The following is a 23,337-nucleotide window of genomic DNA, read 5'->3' on the forward strand; positions in this document are numbered from 1 at the left end:
GCATATATCGTCAAATCGCCGTATATCACAAGGTTAAACCGCATAAACGCCACATACGCCGTATATATTTCGTCTTTGCCTCATATCACCAAAACACAACGCATATCACACGTTTCAGCCGTATATATCGTAAAACTAACGCATATCTAGAACGAACTGCCTCTTCGAAATGGTCACCAGTCATTTTAACGACACTTTCGGACATCGCATGCGCTGCATCACATCATCCCAAAACGCCTCATTGTACATATTGTGCCAAAAAACCATTCAATCGTTCAAGATACGCATCACGATCAATGATAAACGACTCTCCATGGTTTGCACCGTCCACTGTTAAAATGTCCGCTTCACTTTTCGTATGGTTATAGAGATTCTGAGCCATATCTGTTGGCACAAATGTATCTGCATTGCCAGCAATATACAAAATCGGAACGTCCGCTTTTTCAACTTGCTCCAGTGCTGATGCTTCTTTAAATGTATAGCCTGCCCGCGCCTTAGCAACAAAACTCGTACTATCTAAAATCGGAAAAGCTGGCAAATGGAACATGCGCTTCATTTGATAGGCAAATAAATCATACACACTTTCATACGGACTATCTGCAACAATCGCTTTGACCTGATCAGGAACATCCTCTCCACTCGCCATCAGAACGGTGGCAGCCCCCATTGACAGCCCATGCCATACGACTTCCGTATTGGGTCCTAGTCGTTCTACCAGCTGGTTCGTCCACGCAATTAAATCAAGTCGATCATGCCAGCCAAAGCCATAGTAATCGCCTTCGCTGTCACCATGACCTCGAGCATCAGCCATAAATATATGATAGCCAAGTGTTTCATAATAATATTTACCATATAGCCCCATCTGTTTGCCATGGCCTAAATAGCCATGGCTCAAAATGACGACTTTATCTGTCGGTTCATCTGCTCGTGAAAAATATCCCCGAAGATCAAGCCCGTCAAAGGATTCTAACGTCATCGTTTCAAAGGCTTGCTCGTTTACCCAATCCCGCCAGTCACCTCGTGTAAATTCAGCCATCGCTTCGGCGGATACTTCAAGATCCTTATTCCCTTGAAGAAAATCCTTCGTCTCTTCACGCTTAATTGCCAAGTTATAGAAAAACAAACTAGCACCAACATCTATTATAAGTAAGGTCATTACCGATAACGTCACAAGCTTTAACCACTTTTTCTTTTTCATCACGGCTCCCCCCACCTCAGTTACGTATGTCCATTATAATATGAAACTGGCATTCTATGGGGAGGTTTGAGCAATTTGGTCATGGTACATGTTGCTAACTTCATATCGTTATGCTAAGGAGCCCTTTCTGCACAGGAAAAGTCATGACCATCTATTAAATATGACGTTTTTCCATTAAATGAATACATTTTTTCGTAAGGTGCTATTGGAACGTATACGGCTGTTATTGTGTTTTTGCGGCTAAGCGTGGGGATATGCGGCTTAATAAAGATATATGCGGTGCAAATCCAGTATATGAGGCTAAATTCATATTTATGCGGAGATCCTCTAATATATACGGCTCTATTAGTTTATTTGCGTTTTCATGATATCAATACACTAGGAAACTTTTGTTTTCTTGAAAAAAACAGTCACAATCAGCTTTCCCCTCTACAACGCATTGTCAATATATTCCTATTATACTATACTTGATGCATACAGTAGAGCACAAAGACTAATCGTTAATCGAGACCATTACGAAAATATCATCACGTTTTAAAGGAGTGAGCCTAATGACTCATACATATTTTATAACTGGTTTTCCTGGTTTTTTAGCAAGAAGATTGTTAAATCAGTTGATTACAGATCACAAATCAATGATCGATCATATATATCTACTCGTTCTGCCTCATCTTGAAAAGAGCGCCACGCATGACATCCATCAATTTTGTAAGCAGAATCATTTAGACGAGAAAATGGTTACGGTTGTGCCCGGTGATATTACGAAACAAGGCCTTGGGATTGACACACAACTATCCGATCATCTGGCTCAATCCGTTACACATGTCTTTCATCTCGCTGCAATATACGATTTAGCTGTACCTGAGTCAGTCGCATGGGAAGTTAATGTTAAAGGTACGAGCCATATGAATGACTGGATTCAGCAGCTATCAAAGCTTAAACGATATATTTATTTCAGTACAGCGTATGTAGCTGGTAAGCGCGAAGGCCGCATTTATGAACATGAGCTTGACTGTGGTCAATCATTCAAAAACCATTATGAACAGACAAAATATGAAGCAGAAAAAATGGTCGATCTGCTTAAAGGTGTTGTCCCGACAACCATTATTCGCCCTGGCATTGTAAAGGGAGATGCGGAGACAGGTCAGACGATTAAATTTGACGGCCTATATTTCATGCTGAACTTTCTTGATAGCATGCGTCATCTACCGATCATTCCGTATCTTGGAGACGGTGAAGCAGAAGGCAATTTCGTTCCGGCTGACTATGTTATAAAAGCAACGAGCTATTTGGCTATTGCATCTGTTGGAGAGGGAAAAACCTATCACCTAACAGACCCGAACCCTTATCGCATGCATGACATTTATCGTATGCTCTGTGCGTTTTACCTTGGCAGAACGCCACGCGGAAAAATCCCACTTCCACTAGCCAAAGTGGGTTTGTCGGCTCGTTTCATTAGAAAATGGCTCAAGACAGAGCAGGAGGCCCTTGATTATTTCTCTTTTCAAGCATCATTTGACAGTTCCGAGGCTGTGAAGGATTTAGCGGATAGTGGTGTCTCATGTCCTGACTTAAAAGAGACACTTCAGCCAATGATCGACTTTTACAGATGTTATAAGGATGATTATACGAAGCATATCGATATGACTTAATGAACGTTCTTTGACACGATTTCAAGATTTAGGGCATCTTATTCGTTAACAACAACTTGACCGTTTACTCATCTCAAATGCCATTTCACTTAAAGATGTATCAATCATTTTCGCATCATAATAATTCAGATCAACGAGAGTACATCAAACCTGCTACAATCTAGAGTTTCTAAGAAAAAGCATCGCTCTTATTTTTATTTAGAGCGATGCTTTCATTTATATTATTACGCATAATCCTTACTTGCTCGTTCCCCATTGTGCAAATCCCTTTTTTTCTGTCTAATAAACGAACGCACCTGTTGCTTTGTCATGCCTTGTTCTGCCGCTTGCCAAATCAAATCTACCCATTCTAGATCCATTAATTTCTCTTGAGATTTGATAAGACATACCCCCTTGTTTCCATGACTTATTCTTTATACTTTTATAAAAAAAGTTTAACGCATAATGCATTACACCACCATTACATGTCAATAAAAACAACAAATCGAAGGACTTATCATGTATATAAAGGCCCTTCGAATATCAAATAATCAATAAGTGCTTAGTTAGATCGATCACCATTCGGTTTGTTTGATTCGAATTGCATCGCATCAGCGCAGTTGAAATGCTATTACATAAACCTAGCGTTTAGACAAGACTTCACGTCTACTTATGAGTTCTGTTTCATTATGATCGAACTTAAGTGCCATATCTAAATAATAAATTGCTCTTGACACATTGCCTTTTGCTTCGTAGTAATCAACAATATAAAGGGACATCGCTAGCCATTCGGATTCTAACGAGTGATACCGCTCAAGAAACCACTCTTCATATAGGACAGGAAATGTTTGTGATGATATTTGACCGAGCAAACGTTCATATTCTGCTATCTTTTCTTCTTGAACATTCAAACTTTGAGCATGATGGATCATATTTATATGATCTAATAAATCACATTGTACCTTTGCATTAATATAAATGTGTTCTCGATCTGTTCTGAGAAGGCTATCATGGTGTGAGGGGATTGTGAGCAGCTTTTTCAAATGATGTAAGGACACTCTTAGTTGGTTACGTGCTTGCGTCAAGTCACTTTCCGGCCAAAGTAAATCACATAGTTCATCTCTCGTCGCTGATTGTTTGAAAGCTAAATATACGACGATCTGTTTCGCTTTCCTTTGATTAAAACCAGCAACATTTTTTTTACCATTGATGGATACAGAAAAGCCATTCATGATCGAAATGCATACGTCATCAGTGTATAGTGCATCATCTTTAATTATCCGATCTTTAATCTCTTGGTACATTTCTTCTCTGAATTGTCTGCGGTAACTATTTGGGTATACTTCATCATGCTCTTCTTGAATAAATTCATGTATCCAATCACTCATGAGCTTTGGCTGATCAACTTGGACCATAAAAGATGCCTTAGGAACTGAGTAGTGCCTTGCATGCGTTGCGAAGTTCAAACTGGCATGACTCAATTCAGGGATGAACTTAGGATCTGCTGAGCCGGAGAGAATCAAAATTGGCTTTGAAATAGCTTGTAAATCATTGATCGTTAACTCAAGACTCTTCACAGAAAAAATATCAAAATAAACGGATGAATTCACTTTGCTATATGAATCTTTAATCTGTTGTCTTAAATCCTCAGTTGGTCTATAAAATGCTTGATCAACAACGTGATCACCAAGAGGAAGCATCGTTTCACTATCTCCTACTATTTGTTTTCGTGCCATCACAACTTGATTAGCGAGATTTTTAGGGAAATGAAGGGGAACGCTCATTAATGTAATTGTCTTCAAGCCTTCCTTATTTTGGGCACCTAAACGGACACCTGGAAAGCCGCCTAGCCCGTGGCCAATAATATGATAAGACGTAATTTCAAGCTCTGACAGCAACCATTCTAAATCATCACAGAGATCTTGAACTGTCGTTTTTCCACTGCCAGCAGAGCTTTGACCATGTCCCCGTAAATCATAGCGAAATATATGATAATGCGGGTGTAGATGTTCAATTGCTTCATCCCAATATTGCATGTCTAGTCCTAAAGCATGAATTAAAATAAGAGTTTCTTTAATGTCGGGTGACGTGGCTTGGAGATGTTCATAATGAATAAGCACATCATCCCGTTTTATCACAGCCATGTAGATACACCTCCCTATTTAATTTTCAAATATAGTGAATAGGTCACCTATTACATAATTCGATTTTAAAGGCCAAAAGTCCTGCCTCTGTCATTTAATAAATTGACATGTAAACTAAAATGCAGAAGGTTGACACACGGTATTTCCAGCCCCATAAGCAAATGATATCGTCTTCAAAATTTTATATGCTAAACTAGTCGATAGTAGTCATTTTTTAGGGGGGATTGACATGTCGAAAGCAAAGTGGGACGAACGGTTTTCAGAAGTGGATTATACGTATGGGGAGCATCCGAATGCATTTATAAAAGAGAAAGCAGATCTCCTATCAAGCGGTGCCACAATTGGTGCATTTGCTGAAGGTGAAGGTCGAAATGCTGTTTATTTAGCAACGCTAGGCCACACTGTTACTGCTTATGATCAATCTACAGTAGGACTCCAAAAAACAAAACAATTAGCCGAGCGACATCATGTTTCCGTTCACACAGAAGCCGCCGATCTTACAAAGAATACCATACCTGCCGATCTATATGATGCAGCAATTATGGTTTTTGGACATGTACCTAAGGAAGATCAACACTTTTTCATTCAAAACATCATTCAATCGGTTAAACGTGGCGGCCTCATTTTATTCGAGGTTTATTCAGAATCGCAACTCACGTATCAAACAGGGGGACCGCCTTCTATTGATCACTTATATGATCCTGCTGAAATTTTAGCATGGATCAAGCCATACACATGCCGTCACTTTTATTACGGTGAGGCAGAGCGACATGAGGGTGCTCGTCATACCGGGACTGGACATGTTATTCAAGTTGTCATACAAAAATAATACAACGAAAAAGAAGCCGGGCAGTTCATTCAAAACTGCACCGGCCTTTTTAGTTTAATCTCCCTATTTAACGCTTGTAATCCTCATAATTAGATTCATATTTTAATATGAACGGAAGCAACAACGATACGAAAAAACCGAGTCCAAAAATGACTGCCACCTTTAATCCAACAGACAAACCTGGAATTAAAAAGGCAACAGCAAAAATGGGTACGACTATTGCAATAGCCGCAAGCGTTCTTGAAGCATAAACAATTTTATGCTTCACACCACATGCTCGACATCGGATAGGGCGGTATAGTGCCCAAATATTAACGAAAATGTCCTCCCACTTAAACTTAACCCCACATGCGTCACACTTTGTCAAAAGACTTCCTCCCCTCTTTTAACGACCAATCATGCATGAGATTGCACATCATCTTTTTTATCCAACGTGACGTTTCTTTGCTCACTCGGCGTCGCACGTTTGATCTTTAAGGCAAGCAAAAATCCGATGAATGTTAAAACGGTCATCACGTGAAATGCTAAATTCACACCAGAAATTAAGTTGGTAGGCGCTGCGTCAGCTCCAGCATTGAGTGAACCCATCGTCATCACCGTAATCAATATCGCCGTACCAATTGACGCGGCAACTTGGCGCATCGTATTCGTCATCGCTGTCCCATGTGGAATTAACCGTTTAGGCAGTTCATTGAGCCCCGCCGTTGTCACTGGCATCATCACCATAGACAGACCAAACATCCGAATTGCAAACACAACCGTCAAATATGTAAACGATGTTTCTGATGATAGTCTTGTAAATAAAAAGGTTGTCACCGTCATGATCAGTAACCCCGTCATCACGAGCCGACGGGCACCATAACGGTCAAATATACGACCTGTAATTGGTGACATTAATCCCATTAAAAGAGCGCCTGGCATAAGCATTAACCCAGATTCAAAGGGCGTAAATCCGGCCATATTTTGCATGTATATCGGTAAAATCGTCTCAGATCCAATCAAACCAAGGAACGCAATCATTCCAATCACAACTGATATGGTAAATGTCTGATCGTTGAACACTCTAAATTCCAAAATCGGTTGCTTAAGCTTTAACTGTCGAAGAATAAACAACACTAACGCAACAACGCCAACCACAAGAGGTATTGTAACGAGCGGACTCATCCAGCCATGATTACCGACACCACTGAAGCCAAATAACAAACCTCCAAACCCGAGAACAGACATGACAATCGATAACAAATCTACTTTAGGAAATGTTCGTTCGGTCACATTTCTCATCAGATAGTAAGCAAATATAATGTCTAATAATGCTAGCGGTAGAATGATATAAAACATTACGCGCCAAGGATAATTGTCAATAACCCATCCTGATAAAACCGGTCCGATCGCCGGTGCAAATGAGATCGCAAGTCCGACGAATCCCATTGCAGAACCGCGTTTTTCAATAGGAAAAATAAGTAAGAGAACCGTCATCATAAGCGGCATCATAATACCAGCCCCTGCTGCCTGCACAACTCTTCCGACCATTAAAATGGTAAAGGTTGGTGAGAGCGCACAAATCAGCGTGCCAATCGCAAACGTCGCCATCGCTGTTAATAACAGTCCCCTTGTCGTAAATCTCTCAATTAAAAATGCTGTAATCGGTATCATAATGCCGTTCACAAGCATAAAAATCGTTGTCACCCATTGCGCTGTATTCTCGGTTAAATCGAATTCCGCCATAATTGGCGGTATGGCAGTTGCCAAGAGCGTTTGATTTAAGATCGCAAGAAATGCACCTGAGATCAACACAACGACAATCAAGATTTGATGTTTCTTTTGCAATGACACACCTTCTTTCGTTTCTACCAATGTACATGAATTATATGGAAAAACATATGATCATGTCAACGTGTCACGCTTAAGACACCTTAAACAAACGAAAAGACCGATCCTCCTCATCAGGAAGACCGGTCTTTAAATATGTAGTCACGAGCCACAAATGCCGTATGCATGATAGAAAGTTTTAAACCACCACATCAACCAGGTGGGTGTCTGCAGAAATCGTCTTGTCTTCCGCTTGCGAACGGCACGACAGTTAGATTCCGATGTTAAACTCCCTATTCTATAGGTAGAGGTTAAAACTTAGTTAGATACGAACATCGTAGCTTGTAACTATATGATACACGTTCACACACTTAAAATCAACGGTAAAACAAACCATTTTTTTATCCTTCTAGACTATTCCAGTATGCGCTTACAAACGTGCTATCTATACAAATACAACCCAAAGGATAAATGTAACAGTAATCGCAACGAGACCTTGAATGAGTGTACCCGCTGTCTGAGCTTTGTATGCCTGAGTCACACTCATATCACTAAACTCTTTAACGACCCAGAAGTAGCTGTCATTAACATGTGATACAACCATCGCCCCAGCTCCAATTGACATGACAACGAGTGCAAGTGGCAATGCACCAGAAATACCCAATTCTGTTAACAATGGGGCAACGAGAGTCGATGTAATAACGAGCGCTGCAGTTGATGAGCCTTGCGCCGTCTTTAAAGCTGCTGCTACTAGGAATGGAATGAGAATAAATAATGCGCCTGTAAAAAATGCGCCCTCTCCTAAGCCTTGAATAAAATCTGCCACAGGTGTCGCTTTAATGACGGAACCAAATGCCCCACCTGCACCTGTAATAAGCAATATCGGTGCAGATTCCTTAATGCCTGCCCCAACCCAATCAGTTAATGTCGCCTCCGAATATTCTGGCATCAGTAAGAAAGCAAACAAAACACCGATCAATAACGCGACAACTGGTGCGCCTAAAAATTGCAATACATCAAAAACCGTTCCTGTCCAACCTGCAAACGTAATGACTGAGCTAAACCCGATTAAAACAATTGGAACGACGATTGGTGCAAACGACTTAAAGGTGGATGGTAAATCACCGAATGCTTTTAAGATCTCCTCATAATCATAAGCTGGATCATGATCATTTTCACCTTCAACTTGGATATTCGGTCCTACCTTTATTGCCCATAAATACCCTGCAATAATTGCTGGTATTGCGACAACAAAGCCAATTAAAATAATCGTTCCTAAATAATTTTCTGCCCCGATATTACCGGCAGCCGCAATGGGGCCAGGAGTTGGCGGTACCAATGTATGTGTGGCAAATAGCCCTGTTGATAGTGCAATCGCCATTGATGCAACGGTCACTTTTGCACGTTTTGCCAACGCCTTTTTCAAAGAAGACAATATAACGTATCCAGAGTCACAAAATACTGGAATACTTACAATTGCCCCAATCAAGCTCATAGCCATCTGTGGTCGTTTTTCACCGACAACCCGAAGTACGACTTCAGCCATTCGAAGAGCTGCACCTGATTTTTCCAAAATAACCCCTATAATTGTGCCGAACACAATGACAAGGCCAATGCCGCCCATCAACCCGCCAAAACCGCCATTGACTGCAGCAACAACTTCTGGCAAAGGTAATCCAGCGAGGATCCCTATGATAAATGCAGCCATTAACAAAGATAAAAATGGGTGAAGCTTTAATTTGGCAGTTGCAAAGACAATAAATAAAACACCGGCAGCAATTAGTACTATTAATCCGAACCCTTCCATGTGTTCACCTCTTTATTAAATTTGATCTTCTTTAGATCTTTTTCCTAAAATTGACTAAATTAAGCAGTGGATATCCCACTCACAATCACTAAGCAGTTCGCCTGCTTACCTCTGCACATTGCGCCAAAAATGCATAATGTGCTGTGTTTGACGATACAGTAACGTCTCTGTTTGCTCTATGCTTTTGCCTAGAGTCATAGGCTTGTGAGCAATCGAAAAACAGCCGGCAAATTGTTTACGAAGCACGTCAGAATCATCACTTAACGCTCCTGAAATTAACACTGTTGGAACGTGATAACGTGCTGCGAGTTCAGCCACATACCCTGGAGCCTTTCCATACATCGTCTGTTGATCACTTTGTCCCTCTCCTGTCAACACGAGGTCAGCCTGTTTTATAACTGCTTCAAGACCAATGTGCTCAGCAACCAATTTTGCCCCTGAAACAAGCTCTGCGCCTAGAGAAAGCAATGCAAAACCGAGTCCTCCAGCAGCGCCCGCACCAGCTGCTTCCATATTGGTTTGGTGCAATGTAGATGTAGATTCAACGAGCTTGCCATACGCTTTCAATGCGTTATCATACTGAACAACTTGTTGTTTGTCAGCACCTTTTTGTGGGCCATACACAGCACTCGCGCCTTTGTCACCACATAACGGATTGTCTACATCGTTCGCGACTTGAATATGAACTTGGGCCAGTCTACTGTCCAACCTTGTCATATCAACGGAAGCAACCCGAAACAAATCCTTTCCAAACGGGCCACACAGCTGTCCGGCTGTATCATAAGCCTTCATACCTAACGCTTGAAGCATTCCAAGTCCACCATCATTCGTAGCGCTACCACCTAATCCCATCACCAAAGACGTACAACCCTTATCTAACGCATCAATTATTACCTCACCAATCCCATATGTCGTCGTATGATCTGGATTGCGCGACGATAGAGGCACTTGTGTAAGCCCTGCAATGTTCGCACATTCAATAATTGCTATATTATCAGCAACAATGGCATAAGACGTATGTATTGGATGACCAAGGGGGCCTGTACATGTAATGCGTTCCTCTCTTCCATCTAGCGCTGTTTTCATTGATTCAAGAGTACCTTCGCCCCCATCTGCCATTGGCCGTAAGTGAATGTAACAATCCTCTAAAATCGACTGAACAGCTTTCCCCATAATCTCTGATGCTTGTAAGGCTGTAATGCTGCCTTTGAACGAATCTGGTGCGATGACGATGTTCATGTTGGTCAGGACTCCTTTTCTTGCAAGCTATAAATCTATTAAATGATAAATTGACAGCGATTACAATTAGCTGTATTAATAAAATTTGCTGATGTTTAGGGCTTTATTTTTGGTCATATGCACAAATGTTTTGATGTGTGAGTACGACCTGTAATAGAAATGAGCCTTGAGCTGTCCGTGGATCTAACCCTGTTTTTTCCTTTATTTGGTCTAATCGGTATTGCAACGTATTTCTATGAATATGTAAGGCATCGGCTGTTGCCTTTAATGAAAAATTGTAAGCCATGTACGTCTCTATCGTTTCAAAGTATGCATCTCCTAATTCATATAATGTCTGATAGTATTTACTACAAATCGATGAGTAGATCGATTCGGGAACAGATGCAACAATTCTTTCAATAGGCCAATCGGCTACATTTGATATCATCTTCTCACCCTTCGCGAAATCAAGCGCTTGCTTTGCTTGGTGATAGGAATCTCTTAACCCTTTAATGCCTTCTTCAACATGACCGATCCCGAGATTCACCATTGTTTCTGATTGGTAATTAACTTGTTCAATAAGCCATTGAAAATCTTCAAACGACTGATCAGCAGCAATGACAATTTCGTCATTCATAAAAGGCAGAACAAATAAAAACGGTATGCCATCAGTTAAAAATGCAGCACGTAGACCTTCTACATTTTCTTGCATTTTAAAACCGGTCATCACAATCATGCGCCATTTCCCACTCGGATTAACCTCCAGTGTGTACGTTGCTTCCTTTAATAATTGTTCCTCATCATAGCCCAGTGGATGAAGCAATTGATGGATCCAGTTATTCCAACGCCGCTCAATAAAATACGTCTCTCGTTCGATATGAATCTGTTCAAGAACCAGCTCGGCAGTTGCCCGAACAATTCCAGCAATTTGTTTTATTTTGCCTGGCTGTCCACTCACCCCTACAACACCTTTAATCTGTCTTTGATACATTATCGGTAAATTTACCCCAGGCTTTGTCCCAGGATAAGCAGAAATATCTTTTTGATACAATACAATCTCCTGTTGATATTCGATGACTTTCACCGCACCTATATGAACGTGATCCAATCGGCTCGAATCCGTACTCGCCACGATGATGCCGTTCATGTCCATAATGTTCATATCAACATCGGTATATGCCGATAATCGCGCAATAATTTCTTGACCGATTTCCTTCGTCATTTGTAACAACATAAGTATGATCTCCTTTAAACTCATGGTGTGATAAGCGTTTAATATACACGCCAAAATGTTTCTCTACACTATATCATAATATAAATTTAGAAAAGTAGACTCACAATTTCAGACGAAAGTGAGGTCAAATGTGAATTTAAAATGTTCCTTTCCATGAAAAAATAGCCAGAAAGAGGAAATTGAGACCAATTATCCCCTTCTGGCATATTAAAATATCACGTCATATCAAAAATCTGTTTAGCGTTTTCGAGCGTCGTAACTTTAGCGCAATAAGTTTCAAGCACTTTCAAAGCTGCTCTATGCTTTTCTATAGTTGTTCCTCTTGTACAATCTTCCAAAAGACAGACCTTATAGTCAAGACCTCTTGCGTGGGCGACAGTTCCTAAAACACAACCATCTGTCAAAACGCCTGCTACAATGAGATTTTTAATATTTTTTTGACGAAGAATTAAATCGAGCTCTGTGCCGATAAATGCATCATATCTTCTTTTTAAAAGAACAATATCAGATTCTTGAGGTGTTAATTCGTCAATAATATTTTTTCCTAAACCATCTTCAAGACAGCTTGGTGGTTCGAAATAACGAGCAATTCCAAAGTCACTCAAATCATTTCGATGTATATGTTGCGTATAAATAATTGGCAAGGTATGCTGTCGAGCTAATTGTAATAAATGGTCAATTGGTTCGATAATCTCAAGTGCATCTTCAGCTGGTAGTATTCCATTTGGTTTAACGGCGTCATTTTGCATATCAATTAACAAGATAGCTGTCTTATCACGTGTATCAAATTCAAGCATTGTTCCTTACACCCTTTACTAATTTAACTACTTCAATAATCGAGGACACGCTAATAATAATCGTTCCAATCCAGCCCATGATTAAGAATATCCAAACATAAATTTGAAACGCTCCAAAACTCAACAAAAAGATCTCCTCCTCACAATATTGTTTTGTTAGTTAGGACGATAGTGTTTTAGTTGATCAAAATGATACGCTTCCTTTGAAAATAATGATCCAATTATAACTATAATAAATGGCAATACTAATGAAACAACATTCCCATAAAAATAATCAATATCAGGATCGTCTATCAAAAGAAATGTTAATACGCCCCCTGTAACACCGAGCACAATTGACCAAATTGCTATGGTTTGATTTGGTCGACGCCAAAATAAACCGAGAATAAACGCTCCTAGTGGTGCGGCAAAAAGTATGCCACTCAAAATGTCAATGTACAATAAGGACACACCTTCGAGTACAATCGCAAAGATCATAATAATTACGCCAAAAATTAATGTAACAATACGCGCGAACCTCACCTTTTGTGTATCTGATGCATGACTTCCCTTATAGATTTTTGGGTGAATATCTTCTATTAAAATACCTTGTAATCCAACAATCGAATTACCAGCAGTTGTAATGCCGGCCATGAACACCATTAAAGAGAATATCAGACTACCTGTTGAAGAAAAAAATTCAGAAAACACATAAGGTGCAACATCTGTTGTCACTCGTATATCTTCACCCGGGACAAGATCCATTGCCAATCCAGTCCCACCTAGCACGGTACCAAATAATATCGGAATCGGCGCCCAAGCTAAGATTGTCCCAACTAAAAAGGAATATATCAATGTCTTCCTACTAATTGCAGCAATCGCCTTTGAATAGTAACCTTGACCGAGTAATACAAATCCCATACTGACAACCATTGCTACCACTAAATATCTTAATGCTGCAGGAGCAAACAAATTCAAACTATCTGGATTATAGTTCGGATTATTTTTGTTGGTAGCCACATCAACAAGGCCATTGTATAACTGCTCAAATCCGTAATTTTTTAAAATGAGAGGTAGAAAAACGAAAGCAACCAAAGAAATTACAAAAAACTGAATGAGATCATTAAAGACAGATCCACGTAAACCAGCAATACTAATATATAACGTTATTATTACCGCAGAGATAATAACAACTGCTGTATAAGGTATATCAAAGGGTAATGATATAGCATAACCAATGCCAATTAATTGCTCGGTTGAGACATATAATGCGAGTAAGATTACAAAAAACAAAAATACAAGTTGTAATTTTTTCCCATAACGTCCACTTATAAAAGATGTAAATGTAACGCCATTCGGCATTAATTTTCTAATTCTAAGCACAATCGGTAAAAAGAAAAAAAATGGTACAAATGATCCTACTGCAAAAGCCATCCCACCACCTATTCCATACCACATCCCTGCTTCTGCTGATCCCAGAAGAGACGTTGTCCATATCCAAGACACCATGACACTAGCTGCAATTAAACCAAAGGGTAATTTTCGTCCAGCCACAATAAATTCATCTGCATCATTAATGTTAAATAGTTTGGTTGTTATGATAGCGAGCATAATGAAAAACAAACCAAATACACCTAGTAAAAGATAACCTTCCATATCCACCTTCCCTTTCTTTTTTATATAATTCTATGCTAGCAGACTCACCTATTCTTAAAAAACGACATAAAATAGCATATATCGCCATTTCAGTAGATAAAACGGATTAAACACTAAACAAAATCAATCTATTATACAAATCGTTAAAGTCGCTTTACTTTACTTATAAAATTCATTTTTAATAGAATAGTCACTCAAAAACATTTTATCAGGTTAATAGGCTCTTATTGCTATGCAGGATCCCCCACCCAATAGGTCAATTTTACCAAGTCTTAACAATCAAACCGTTAGTTGGTTGATATACTGCTCTTATAAGACAACTATGAATCAAGGGGGATCTTCTGTGTCTATGCACCAATCTAATTTTAATCAGCTTGAACAAACCGAACACTTAACAATTCAGAAAGACGCATTCCACCATAAAATCAATTTGCGATATCGGTTAATCATTTTATTTATTGTATTACTCAGCTTTACGATTACATTAGTTGGAACATTGTCATACATAAAAGCAAAGGATCTCACGACGAACGCTATTGAAGATCGTCTGATTAGAGAAACTGAGTTGATGGGATTTTTAGCGGAAAATTTGAAGTTTCTTTACGTCAGTGATGATGACTACTTTATGCAGCAGCTTGAATTGACGATTCGGTCGCAACAGAACAAGCTCGCTTCTGATGACATACCGTCTGATTATTTCTATATCCAAAATGATAAAGCAATACCGTTTAATGTCAGCAGTAAAGATTTTCCCAATATACCTGATACCGTTATTAATGAGATTCAAAACAAAGAAACCGGTATGATACATGAAACAATTGATGGGAAGCTTTATACGCTTTCGTTTCAGCATATGAAAGAAATTGCAGGAACATACGTATTACTCGTTCCAAAAAAGGCCTATTTAGCCCCGATAGAGAACATGGCGTATATGATTTTAGGTGTGAGCCTTGTAAGTATCTTAATAGCCGTCATTGTGATCATTATATTTGTTAAAAGTCTCACCCAGCCGCTCACTGATTTAAGAGAGATGATGCGATCGGTTCGTTCTGGCAATTTAAAGCGCGTTGAACCGCCTAGGACGACACTCCCAGAAATCAGATCATTACATAAAAGCTATGAAGCTATGATTGGCCATATGTCAACGATTCTCAATGAGCTCAAGACGACAACTCAGAATCTTGAACATACAGGACATCATCTTAAATCAGCATCCAACCAAACTCTAGAGTCAGGACAAGACTTAACTGATGCTGTGCACATTGTTAAACAAGGAGCAGACCACACGGCCTACCAATCTGAAGAAAGTGCCAACAACATTCACGCCATGATGGAAAAAGTCGAGACGATCATTCATAATATGGACGCCCTCTTCAAGCGTGCAGATGATATGAATGAATCCGCAAGAGATGGCGAAAACAATATGGACCAATTAATGAAGACAATACAGACATTCGAGAAAGATTTTTCCCATTTAACGACGACGATCCGTCATGTCGAAACGACTGCAGACGCTATTGCAGAGTTGATTGACTTGATTCACAACATAGCGGAACAAACAAAGCTTCTTGCTTTGAACGCGACCATTGAGGCAGCACGTGCAGGAGACGCAGGTAAAGGCTTCGCTGTCGTTGCCACGGAAGTCAGACAGCTCGCAGAACAATCATCAAACGCTGCAGAGCGGATTACACAATCGATAAAGCATATGGGACATATTTCGAAGGATGCTACAGCTGAGTTTGAACAAATTGAAGATCAAACTCGGTCTAACCTCGCAATGTCTCATCTTGCGAAATCAACGTTTGATACGTTCGTTAAAAACACACTAGACGTTGGGCAAAGGTTAGAAGATATGCAGCATATGTTAAAGGATTTAGCCAAAAACTTGCCACACTTGGAGGAGACATCAAGAAGCTTTGCATCTGTCGCACAAGAAACACTGGCAAGTTCAGAAGAAATGCTTGCCAGCAGTGAAACACAAATCACTCAGATTAACGGAATACATGACATTAGCACGAAGCTTTTAGATTTAGCCGACGCACTGAAATTTCATGTGAATCGCTTTGAAATCGAAAAGTAAGAGAGAGCGATAAACGGATAGCATTTCTAATAGAAAGAAAAAACTGTTCGAGACATGGCGGTGTAACCATGAACATCGAACAGTTTTTCTATATATAATAAGGGGGGGTAAACATCTTCATCTGGTCAGATAACCTTAGAAGAATTCTACATGTATAGTATACCAAAGGATTATTAAGCACACATAAACAGCATGTAATCATTTTGTAAATGACGTTGACATAGAAAATCAATATTTCAGATTGTAACCGATCTTGTCATGAAATATAAAGCTACCTTATTTTGACTGAGATGTTCCGAAACCTTTTCGATCAGCTTTTTCCCACTTTTTAGTATGCGTTAAAAATTGGATAGATCCCTGTAGCCGCCAAAAAGAATTAATCGGTCGAAACCAGAACGTTTCCGTGAGTGAATACAAGGTTATTTTCAATAAATCTCTTCTCTTTGGATAGCGATTTAATGTCCACGCCTCTAATAAAACAGAAGCCATAGAAAATATCGAATTGTAAAGTACAAACAACAAGCTGAGTAGGATCGCCAGTTCAAAATATACCTCTCCCATCAGAAAGGCAATAACAACAAAAATATAGCCGCCGAGTTCAATCATTGGTCCTAAAAATTCGATGAGCCAAAAATAAGGAAAAGACAATGTGCCGATCAAACCATACTTCGGATTAAACGTCATTTTCTTGTGCTTCCATAAGCTCTGAATGAGCCCAAGATGCCATCTTCTCCTCTGTCGCCCTAGTCCCTGCATCGTTTCTGGTACTTCCGTCCAACAAACAGGATCTGGTACAAATACAATTCGCCGATCCTCTCCACTCTCCTTAATTAACCGGTGAAGGTTTACGACCAATTCCATATCTTCACCAACAATATCTGTTCGATAGCCGCCTGCTTTCATGACCCATTCTTTGGAAAATACGCTAAATGCTCCGGAAAGGATTAAATTTAAATTGTATTGACTTAGAGCTGTTCGCCCCATTAAAAATGCCCGTACATACTCAATAAGCTGCATAATGGCAAACGGTTTTTGAGGTAGATTTACGGCAAGCACTTCGCCCATTTGAATGTCTGAGTTATTAGCAACGCGAATACTCCCACCCGAAGCAATCACCTGATCAGACGTTGCTAAAGGCTCCATAACACGCAGTAAACATGTTTTCTCCAGAACTGAATCTCCGTCTACTGAACAGAAAAACGGATAATTTGATACATTCAAGCCTGCATTTAAGGCGTCCGATTTGCCACCATTATCTTTATCCACCAACAACAAATTGGGGTATATATTCGATTGATATAAAGCTTTAATTGGTTTTTTTGTTGGAATACGTTGTCTAATTGGTAACGAGATTTCCGTCATTTGATAATGGTCAATTAACGTTTTTTGTGTATCATCATTGGACCCATCATTCGATATAATCACTTCGAATTCAGGATATTTCAAACCGAGGAGAGATTGAACGCTTACTAAAACCCCCTTCTCCTCATTGTAAACAGGAACAATAACAGAAACCGGCTTCAGATGCGGTGTATTTAAATAACGTGCATCGAGTGCCGTCTTGTCAAGATAGCGTTTTTTCAAGAGCAATCGAACAGCTGTGAAGAGCATTATGCTATAAGATAAAATGGCAATGACCATATAAACCAACAAAATAAAGGCGAAGATATCAATTGCAGTTGACATAAATTCCATCTCGACATTCTCCTCTCTTTATCTATGTTGGTTCCATGGTCAGAATAGGTTGTGTCATGTGCCAGTTTCTACTTGACGGGCTAAAATCGCTCTAGCTTGATCAATTGCATAAGGATCTGTATCTTGATTGATGACATCTTGTAGTAGACTCGTACCGCCGTGTTTTTGGCTGAGTGTTTCCGCTGCTCGTTTTCTCACCCACCATGAAGGATCTCGTAGCAAATCGAATAGTGCATCAATAACCCAATCATTAGGAATGTGTAAAAATATACGTGCCGCCATGAGCCTCTCCGGCCAACGATCAGATTGAGCAAAAGCAGCATATATGGAGGCCTCCTTCACAAAACCAATTTGATCAATTGCTTTTAAACTGCGAATCCGAATTTCTTCATCATCACTTTGTAAATTGGTTTCTAATACATCAATATAAGTGACTTGTTTTTTTAATCCTATCACATCAATGATTGCCAACTTAAGCTGAAGCGGAGACGTATTGAAGTGCGTAATCACCTTATTAAAAATCCGCGGGGCTGCTTCATTTAATATAGTTGTATAGTGAAAGACATTTAAGCTTACTTGGGGATTCTGTAAATAGGCATAGCTATCATACACATCAAATTTCGCCATAATCACATACATTTGAACGTATTCAGCCTCCGTATAGACTTTATCCTCACGTCTCAGCATAGACCGAACATCATCAACAAACATTTGCAGCTGAAGGTCTGTTATACGATGAAGGGCATTGAGGCGTTCATCCCATCTCGAACTCAACAATTTCTTTTTATAAAAGTCCACCATATAATTCTCCACGAACCAGCGCACTCTTTTTCTAGGCAGATGATCCGATATACTGAAGCAATAATGATAAAACACATCATCGATTGCTACATACGCTTCTCTTTTTTGTGGTAGCCCACCTTCTGGGGGATCAACGCCTTCTAGTAAATAAAGCAACCAATGCTCCACAAACTGAGCTTTATACTGTTTAACCCTCTTGTTGCGCCGGCTCTCAATGGTTCTCTGAATCAATAAATAGCCGAGCAAAATGAAGAGAACGATGATCAACAGTGCACTTATGCCGGCAACGGTCCATATGAGCCCCCTCATTAGCGTAGCCTCTTTAAAACACGCTTAATTTTTGCTTCTAGCAGTTTGATGTTAAACGGTTTAACAATGTATTCATCCGCATCTTTTTCATAGGCATAAAGCATATTGGATTCACTTTGTTTATCTGACATCATGAAAATAATATATTTGTCACTGTTCGGCATAAGCCGAAGTTCATTTAAAACCTCAACACCATTTTGCCTCGGTAAAATATCATTCATCATCACAAGATGTGTATGACCAGACGTATGCCAGCGCGATGTAAGGAAGTCATGACCATCATGATATGTTTCAATCATAAGGGTAAAGCGAGACAATGACATTCGCTCAAGTAAAATGCGAAGCGTCATTTTCGTCGTTTCATCAGGCTCAATAATACTAACTTTAATCGTTTCAATTTCTCGCTCTTTATGCCAATCCACCGCTTCAATTGCAAAAGGAGGCTGTGAATGGCATAAAGCAAGAGCTGTCATACCATTTTGCCACACGTCATCATATTGAGCATGGCTGTTGGCAATTTCAACAACCGCTGTATAAAAATGACGATACGGGTCAATTGTGGCATAGTTTTTTTTCATACGTTCGACCGCAAACGCCGCCTCCACTTCACCGGAAAATGGGAGTAAAAGGACGGCAACCTTTTCTGTTGGAAAAAGAAACAGCATATCAGAATCACGAATCTGTTCGATTAGAAAATCCGTAAACACCTCATAAGTAGATGGATCAGCTTTCCAGTCATCTGCAACGCCTATTTGTTGAGGCGACATAAACAGTAACGTAAATGTCATTTTTGATCGTGCCACCGAAGCTGTTTGCATACTAAAGATGACTGGCAGCAATTCGCCATCAAGTATATTGATTTTGCCTTGATTATCTTTCGTGATCTGTGCCATCTTGCTGCCTCCCCGCAGTCCCCGTTAAAACGGCCGCATTAATACCCATTAATAAATTCATTTATATATTCAACTAGTTCATCATCCGTCATCACATAATTTAAGCCATTTTCTTGCTCAATTTGATCAATGAGCTCGGATTCATACCCTTCACTCATATCAATCACATGGAGAGGAATATGTGCATGCTCTGCTTGCTCTTTAATTGCTTGAAGCTGTGATGTGTCCGTTACACTAGCTGAGTGCAAATAAATAATTTGTGCAAAGCCATGTTCCATTGCTAATGATTCGTACTCCGCTTTTGAAAGGACCGGTCCGACAATTAAATTACGTTCATGATTATAAACTGAACCGCGGGTTAATGCCAACCCATCAAAGGCTGGATTTTTCCCATCGTTTCCGTATAAAAGTCCGTATAGCATCTGTTTAATGCGCGGTATCGCCGACTGCACCTCGACGTAAATATAAGCTGTTTGTTTCTGTTGCTTCACATTTAGTAATGTCTGGTAAATCGTTTTTTTTGATGCATTGCGACCTATCATCCTAAACGTATTGACGCCTGCTTCCTTTAGACGCTTTTCAACTTGTTCCGATGGCTCTGATCCAATGAGGACTTTTGCACCGACATTTTCTAAAGGCTTGTCATTAATCGTTAAGTCTCGTGGATGCATAATTGCCTCTCCCCAGCTCAACAATGCTTCTAATGCTAAAATCTCGTCCTTACTAGCAAAACGGTGCAAGAAAATTTTATGATCCTGCTGTTTTACATAATTAACAATTTCTAAAAGGTCGCCCTTCGTGAAATCACTATTTAATGGCATATGAGTAAAAGTCATATTCATTTCCTGAGCAACTTGTTGCGCGCCATCAATCCATTTCGTTTTATCATTTGGAAGAAGCGTGATCACTTCTTCCACCTCTGCGCGTTTAATCCGAGTAAACCATTCTTCATCGGTCGGGTATGGTCCTAGCAATAATTGATCTTCTGGTAGATAGTAGGTATTGCCTCTTTCAAACGTTGTCGGCTGTAAAAACATAACATCATAATCTAAGCCACCTTCTTCATTAATGACTTGCTTAACGATATCAACCCGATGACGTCCCAAATAACAGTGCACATAATACTTCTTATCACTATTGGCAACAAGTTCTCTTATTTGTTCAATAGAATCCGTATTGTCGCCAACCCACGGGAGCATTGGGTAAGAAAACACGTCCATTCCTACAGCTTCAGCATTCTTTCGTTCTTTATCTAAAAGTGGTTTTTCAATTGGGAGTGTTGGACTTAGTAAAGTAATAATTCCATCGTAGCCTTGAGCCTTTATGCGTTCCATATCGCCCTTTTCTGGGTACGGTCCAAAGGTAAAACGCTCACCTTCAACGACTTCTCCTTGAGATTGCTGAACGAGTCCTGCACCTGTATTCAGGAAGAAGTGCAAACTAAAGCCACACAATGCAATTGAGCTAAGCATCAGAACAATTGCTGTTTTCCAGCGTTCTTTTCTAACAACAAATCGGTAATACACGAATGAGACGATAAAACCAAACACAACCCACCCAAGAACATAATACTTCATGACATTGTCAATTCGGTATTGTGACCAGCCACGATCGGTATAAGACTGTTCAATTGGTACGACACCAAACAGCAGGAATAAAATACCGCCACCGACTCCAAATGTGCTAAGCAATATGAACCAAAGGAGAAATTTATTCAACTTACGTAAGCGTGGACGATTTGTCATGATAACACGTCCTTTCTATCCGTTTCTTTCTTGAATGTCGGTTAATATGTGTTGCATTAATGGCACATATGAGCGCCAGTAAAAGGCACGCTCATCTTTTGCAAATACTTGAAACATGAACGTTGAACCAACCCAATTCATATGCGCTCTGTTTGGGTAATCAGCATAATCTCCCGCAAAATAAAAAATATCTTCTTTTTCATCATGCAGGACAGCAGGAAAGGTTTGTGAAAGACCAGATCGTTTAAGCTCTTTTACTGTCTGATCAGAAACATTTAAATGATAGTTTGCGAGAATGGCCTGATTACGAGCTGGTGTGACGACATCAAACCAATATCCGTATGAACTTGACCTCAGCTTCTCAAATCGTGCACTTCCTCGTTCAGTCGGCTTGAATTGAGGCATTATATCTGTTTCTACAATAATAATATGATCATCGTCATGAACGAAGGCAATTCCAGAGTCTGTAAACGGCCACGGTGTTTCATACTGTTCCTCATAATTGGCAACTAACCAAGCAGGGACTTCATCACTGGTAAAATCCTCAAAAAAGCGCCCGATCCAGCCTGTCCAAGTCACCCCTAAATTTTGTTGGATCACACGACTCATTTTCCGGTCTGTCGGGGAAGCAAACGTATTATATTCAGCAATTAATGTTGTGTCTGGCCCTTTACTAGCCATCACCGCATTCCATTCCTCTAAAGACATCCCACCATATATTAATTCGGAACGGTCCCCATCAGGTTTTTCCTCAATATCATCACTATACACACCATATGTATCTGATATATATATTAAATCAAGATTTTGATCTCCCACATTATAAGGTGGCAGTGGTGCTTGTTCATATGGATCATAACCGAAGTAATCATTACCTAAATCATAATTCTCACCATTTGGCTTCACCAACTTTTGCTGCCACAATATTTGAAACAAACCGAGATGCTCACGATAATCTGTTCGCGGAACCGTTTTATCAACAATTGCAATGTCCATTGTTGTTTTAGGAATAAATGCCCATATGAGAAAAGGAAGACTTAAAATGAATACAAATACAAGTGGTATAAGACGTTTTTTCATAGCTGCCCCCCTCTGAAGACGATTTTAGTATGTTGATTTGCGCCTTAAATGTACACTTTCATTATACCATATGACCTATACAGGGTAATGTATAAGCGAACTAAGTATAGGTCAATAGTCCTGAAAAAATTCAACTTCCCTGTTATTATTTCATTTTTCGGCAAACTATTGATTAGTGATTTATTCGGAACAAAACAGCTTGGGAAATGGCTGGAATCGTTGAACTAATTCTCTTTCACTCATTTATGATACAACACAAAGCTACAACTTAACGATGATGATTTTTGGAGCCTTATTTACTGTTGCACTTGGAATGTCTATTTGGATCAGATCTGATATTCGCAAGCTTCAAGCAGCACAAAAAGACGTTAAAATCAGAAAACCGACCGTCGTAGGTGAACTCACATCTTAAATGGTGTATACTGAGGGCGA

General features: G+C 39.7%; 20 protein-coding genes and 1 other RNA gene. 4 read left to right on the plus strand and 17 right to left on the minus strand.

The genetic code is table 11. The features are described from left to right. Positions 1-238: 238 nt before the first annotated feature. Entirely contained in the window at positions 239-1,198 is a 960-nt protein-coding gene (locus HPC67_RS03775) for an alpha/beta hydrolase (protein ID WP_217586087.1), read from the minus strand. Between the two features lie 551 nt (positions 1,199-1,749). Here HPC67_RS03775 and HPC67_RS03780 point away from each other — a divergent pair. Continuing rightward, positions 1,750-2,850, plus strand: coding sequence for an SDR family oxidoreductase (locus HPC67_RS03780; protein WP_217586088.1), 1,101 nt, complete (start codon positions 1,750-1,752; stop codon positions 2,848-2,850). 224 nt (positions 2,851-3,074) lie between these two features. Here HPC67_RS03780 and HPC67_RS03785 read toward each other — a convergent pair whose 3' ends face one another. Then, complete coding sequence (locus HPC67_RS03785) at positions 3,075-3,209, minus strand: anti-repressor SinI family protein (RefSeq protein WP_217586089.1); 135 nt, start codon at positions 3,207-3,209, stop codon at positions 3,075-3,077. A 261-nt stretch (positions 3,210-3,470) separates the two neighbouring features. After that, complete coding sequence (locus HPC67_RS03790; RefSeq protein ID WP_217586090.1) at positions 3,471-4,973, minus strand: alpha/beta hydrolase; 1,503 nt, start codon at positions 4,971-4,973, stop codon at positions 3,471-3,473. A gap of 229 nt (positions 4,974-5,202) precedes the next feature. Between HPC67_RS03790 and HPC67_RS03795 the strand changes: the two genes are divergently transcribed. Next, a complete protein-coding gene (locus tag HPC67_RS03795) occupies positions 5,203-5,802 on the plus strand; it encodes a class I SAM-dependent methyltransferase (RefSeq protein WP_217586091.1) in 600 nt (199 codons plus the stop codon). A gap of 67 nt (positions 5,803-5,869) precedes the next feature. On the opposite strand, the gene HPC67_RS03800 is transcribed toward HPC67_RS03795, so the two are convergent. The 9 genes from HPC67_RS03800 to HPC67_RS03835 all read right to left on the minus strand — a co-directional run bounded on the left by HPC67_RS03800 (position 5,870) and on the right by HPC67_RS03835 (position 14,302). Beyond that, entirely contained in the window at positions 5,870-6,169 is a 300-nt protein-coding gene (locus tag HPC67_RS03800; RefSeq protein WP_217586092.1) for a TIGR04104 family putative zinc finger protein, read from the minus strand. Between the two features lie 29 nt (positions 6,170-6,198). Beyond that, positions 6,199-7,635, minus strand: a complete 1,437-nt coding sequence (locus HPC67_RS03805) for an MDR family MFS transporter (protein WP_217586255.1) — start codon at positions 7,633-7,635, stop codon at positions 6,199-6,201. A 138-nt stretch (positions 7,636-7,773) separates the two neighbouring features. Next, positions 7,774-7,958, minus strand: a non-coding RNA gene (gene ssrS / locus HPC67_RS03810) — 6S RNA. Positions 7,959-8,056: 98 nt separating this feature from the next. Beyond that, positions 8,057-9,418, minus strand: a complete 1,362-nt coding sequence (locus HPC67_RS03815) for a GntP family permease (RefSeq protein ID WP_217586093.1) — start codon at positions 9,416-9,418, stop codon at positions 8,057-8,059. A gap of 105 nt (positions 9,419-9,523) precedes the next feature. After that, the gene (locus tag HPC67_RS03820) at positions 9,524-10,657 is read right to left on the minus strand and encodes a glycerate kinase (protein ID WP_217586094.1); all 1,134 of its coding nucleotides are present in this window, start codon (positions 10,655-10,657) and stop codon (positions 9,524-9,526) included. 103 nt (positions 10,658-10,760) lie between these two features. Beyond that, a complete protein-coding gene (locus HPC67_RS03825; protein WP_217586095.1) occupies positions 10,761-11,870 on the minus strand; it encodes a CdaR family transcriptional regulator in 1,110 nt (369 codons plus the stop codon). Positions 11,871-12,085: 215 nt separating this feature from the next. Then, positions 12,086-12,667 (minus strand): cysteine hydrolase family protein, encoded by a 582-nt coding sequence (locus HPC67_RS03830; RefSeq protein ID WP_217586096.1) that lies wholly within the window; start codon positions 12,665-12,667, stop codon positions 12,086-12,088. Next, positions 12,660-12,794, minus strand: a complete 135-nt coding sequence (locus HPC67_RS15845) for a hypothetical protein (protein ID WP_281417491.1) — start codon at positions 12,792-12,794, stop codon at positions 12,660-12,662. Before HPC67_RS15845 ends, HPC67_RS03830 begins: the two co-directional genes overlap by 8 nt. A 29-nt stretch (positions 12,795-12,823) precedes the next feature. Next, on the minus strand, positions 12,824-14,302 hold the full coding sequence (locus HPC67_RS03835; RefSeq protein ID WP_217586097.1) for a sodium:solute symporter family transporter: 1,479 nt from the start codon (positions 14,300-14,302) through the stop codon (positions 12,824-12,826). 349 nt (positions 14,303-14,651) lie between these two features. On the opposite strand from HPC67_RS03835, the gene HPC67_RS03840 reads away from it, so the two are divergent. Beyond that, positions 14,652-16,382, plus strand: coding sequence for a methyl-accepting chemotaxis protein (locus tag HPC67_RS03840; RefSeq protein WP_246569702.1), 1,731 nt, complete (start codon positions 14,652-14,654; stop codon positions 16,380-16,382). A 276-nt stretch (positions 16,383-16,658) separates the two neighbouring features. Here the strand turns inward: HPC67_RS03840 and HPC67_RS03845 are convergent, their stop codons facing one another. The 5 genes from HPC67_RS03845 to HPC67_RS03865 are packed head-to-tail and all read right to left on the minus strand — an operon-like array spanning position 16,659 to position 22,905. Beyond that, positions 16,659-18,077 carry a glycosyltransferase family 2 protein gene (locus HPC67_RS03845; protein ID WP_217586099.1) on the minus strand — a complete coding sequence of 473 codons (1,419 nt, stop codon included), beginning with the start codon at positions 18,075-18,077 and terminating at the stop codon, positions 16,659-16,661. A gap of 54 nt (positions 18,078-18,131) precedes the next feature. Continuing rightward, the gene (locus HPC67_RS03850) at positions 18,132-19,187 is read right to left on the minus strand and encodes a HEAT repeat domain-containing protein (protein WP_217586100.1); all 1,056 of its coding nucleotides are present in this window, start codon (positions 19,185-19,187) and stop codon (positions 18,132-18,134) included. Beyond that, positions 19,187-20,080 carry a response regulator transcription factor gene (locus HPC67_RS03855; protein ID WP_217586101.1) on the minus strand — a complete coding sequence of 298 codons (894 nt, stop codon included), beginning with the start codon at positions 20,078-20,080 and terminating at the stop codon, positions 19,187-19,189. The genes HPC67_RS03850 and HPC67_RS03855 overlap by 1 nt, the downstream gene beginning before the upstream one ends. Positions 20,081-20,118: 38 nt before the next feature. Further along, the gene (locus HPC67_RS03860; RefSeq protein ID WP_217586102.1) at positions 20,119-21,825 is read right to left on the minus strand and encodes a protein-tyrosine phosphatase family protein; all 1,707 of its coding nucleotides are present in this window, start codon (positions 21,823-21,825) and stop codon (positions 20,119-20,121) included. A 15-nt stretch (positions 21,826-21,840) separates the two neighbouring features. Beyond that, complete coding sequence (locus HPC67_RS03865; RefSeq protein ID WP_217586103.1) at positions 21,841-22,905, minus strand: hypothetical protein; 1,065 nt, start codon at positions 22,903-22,905, stop codon at positions 21,841-21,843. Positions 22,906-23,179: 274 nt separating this feature from the next. On the opposite strand from HPC67_RS03865, the gene HPC67_RS03870 reads away from it, so the two are divergent. Next, positions 23,180-23,317 (plus strand): hypothetical protein, encoded by a 138-nt coding sequence (locus HPC67_RS03870; RefSeq protein ID WP_217586104.1) that lies wholly within the window; start codon positions 23,180-23,182, stop codon positions 23,315-23,317. Positions 23,318-23,337 lie beyond the last annotated feature (20 nt).

Origin of the sequence: Lentibacillus saliphilus (assembly GCF_019093865.1) — a bacterium.
GTDB classification, from domain to species: domain Bacteria; phylum Bacillota; class Bacilli; order Bacillales; family Amphibacillaceae; genus Lentibacillus_B; species Lentibacillus_B saliphilus.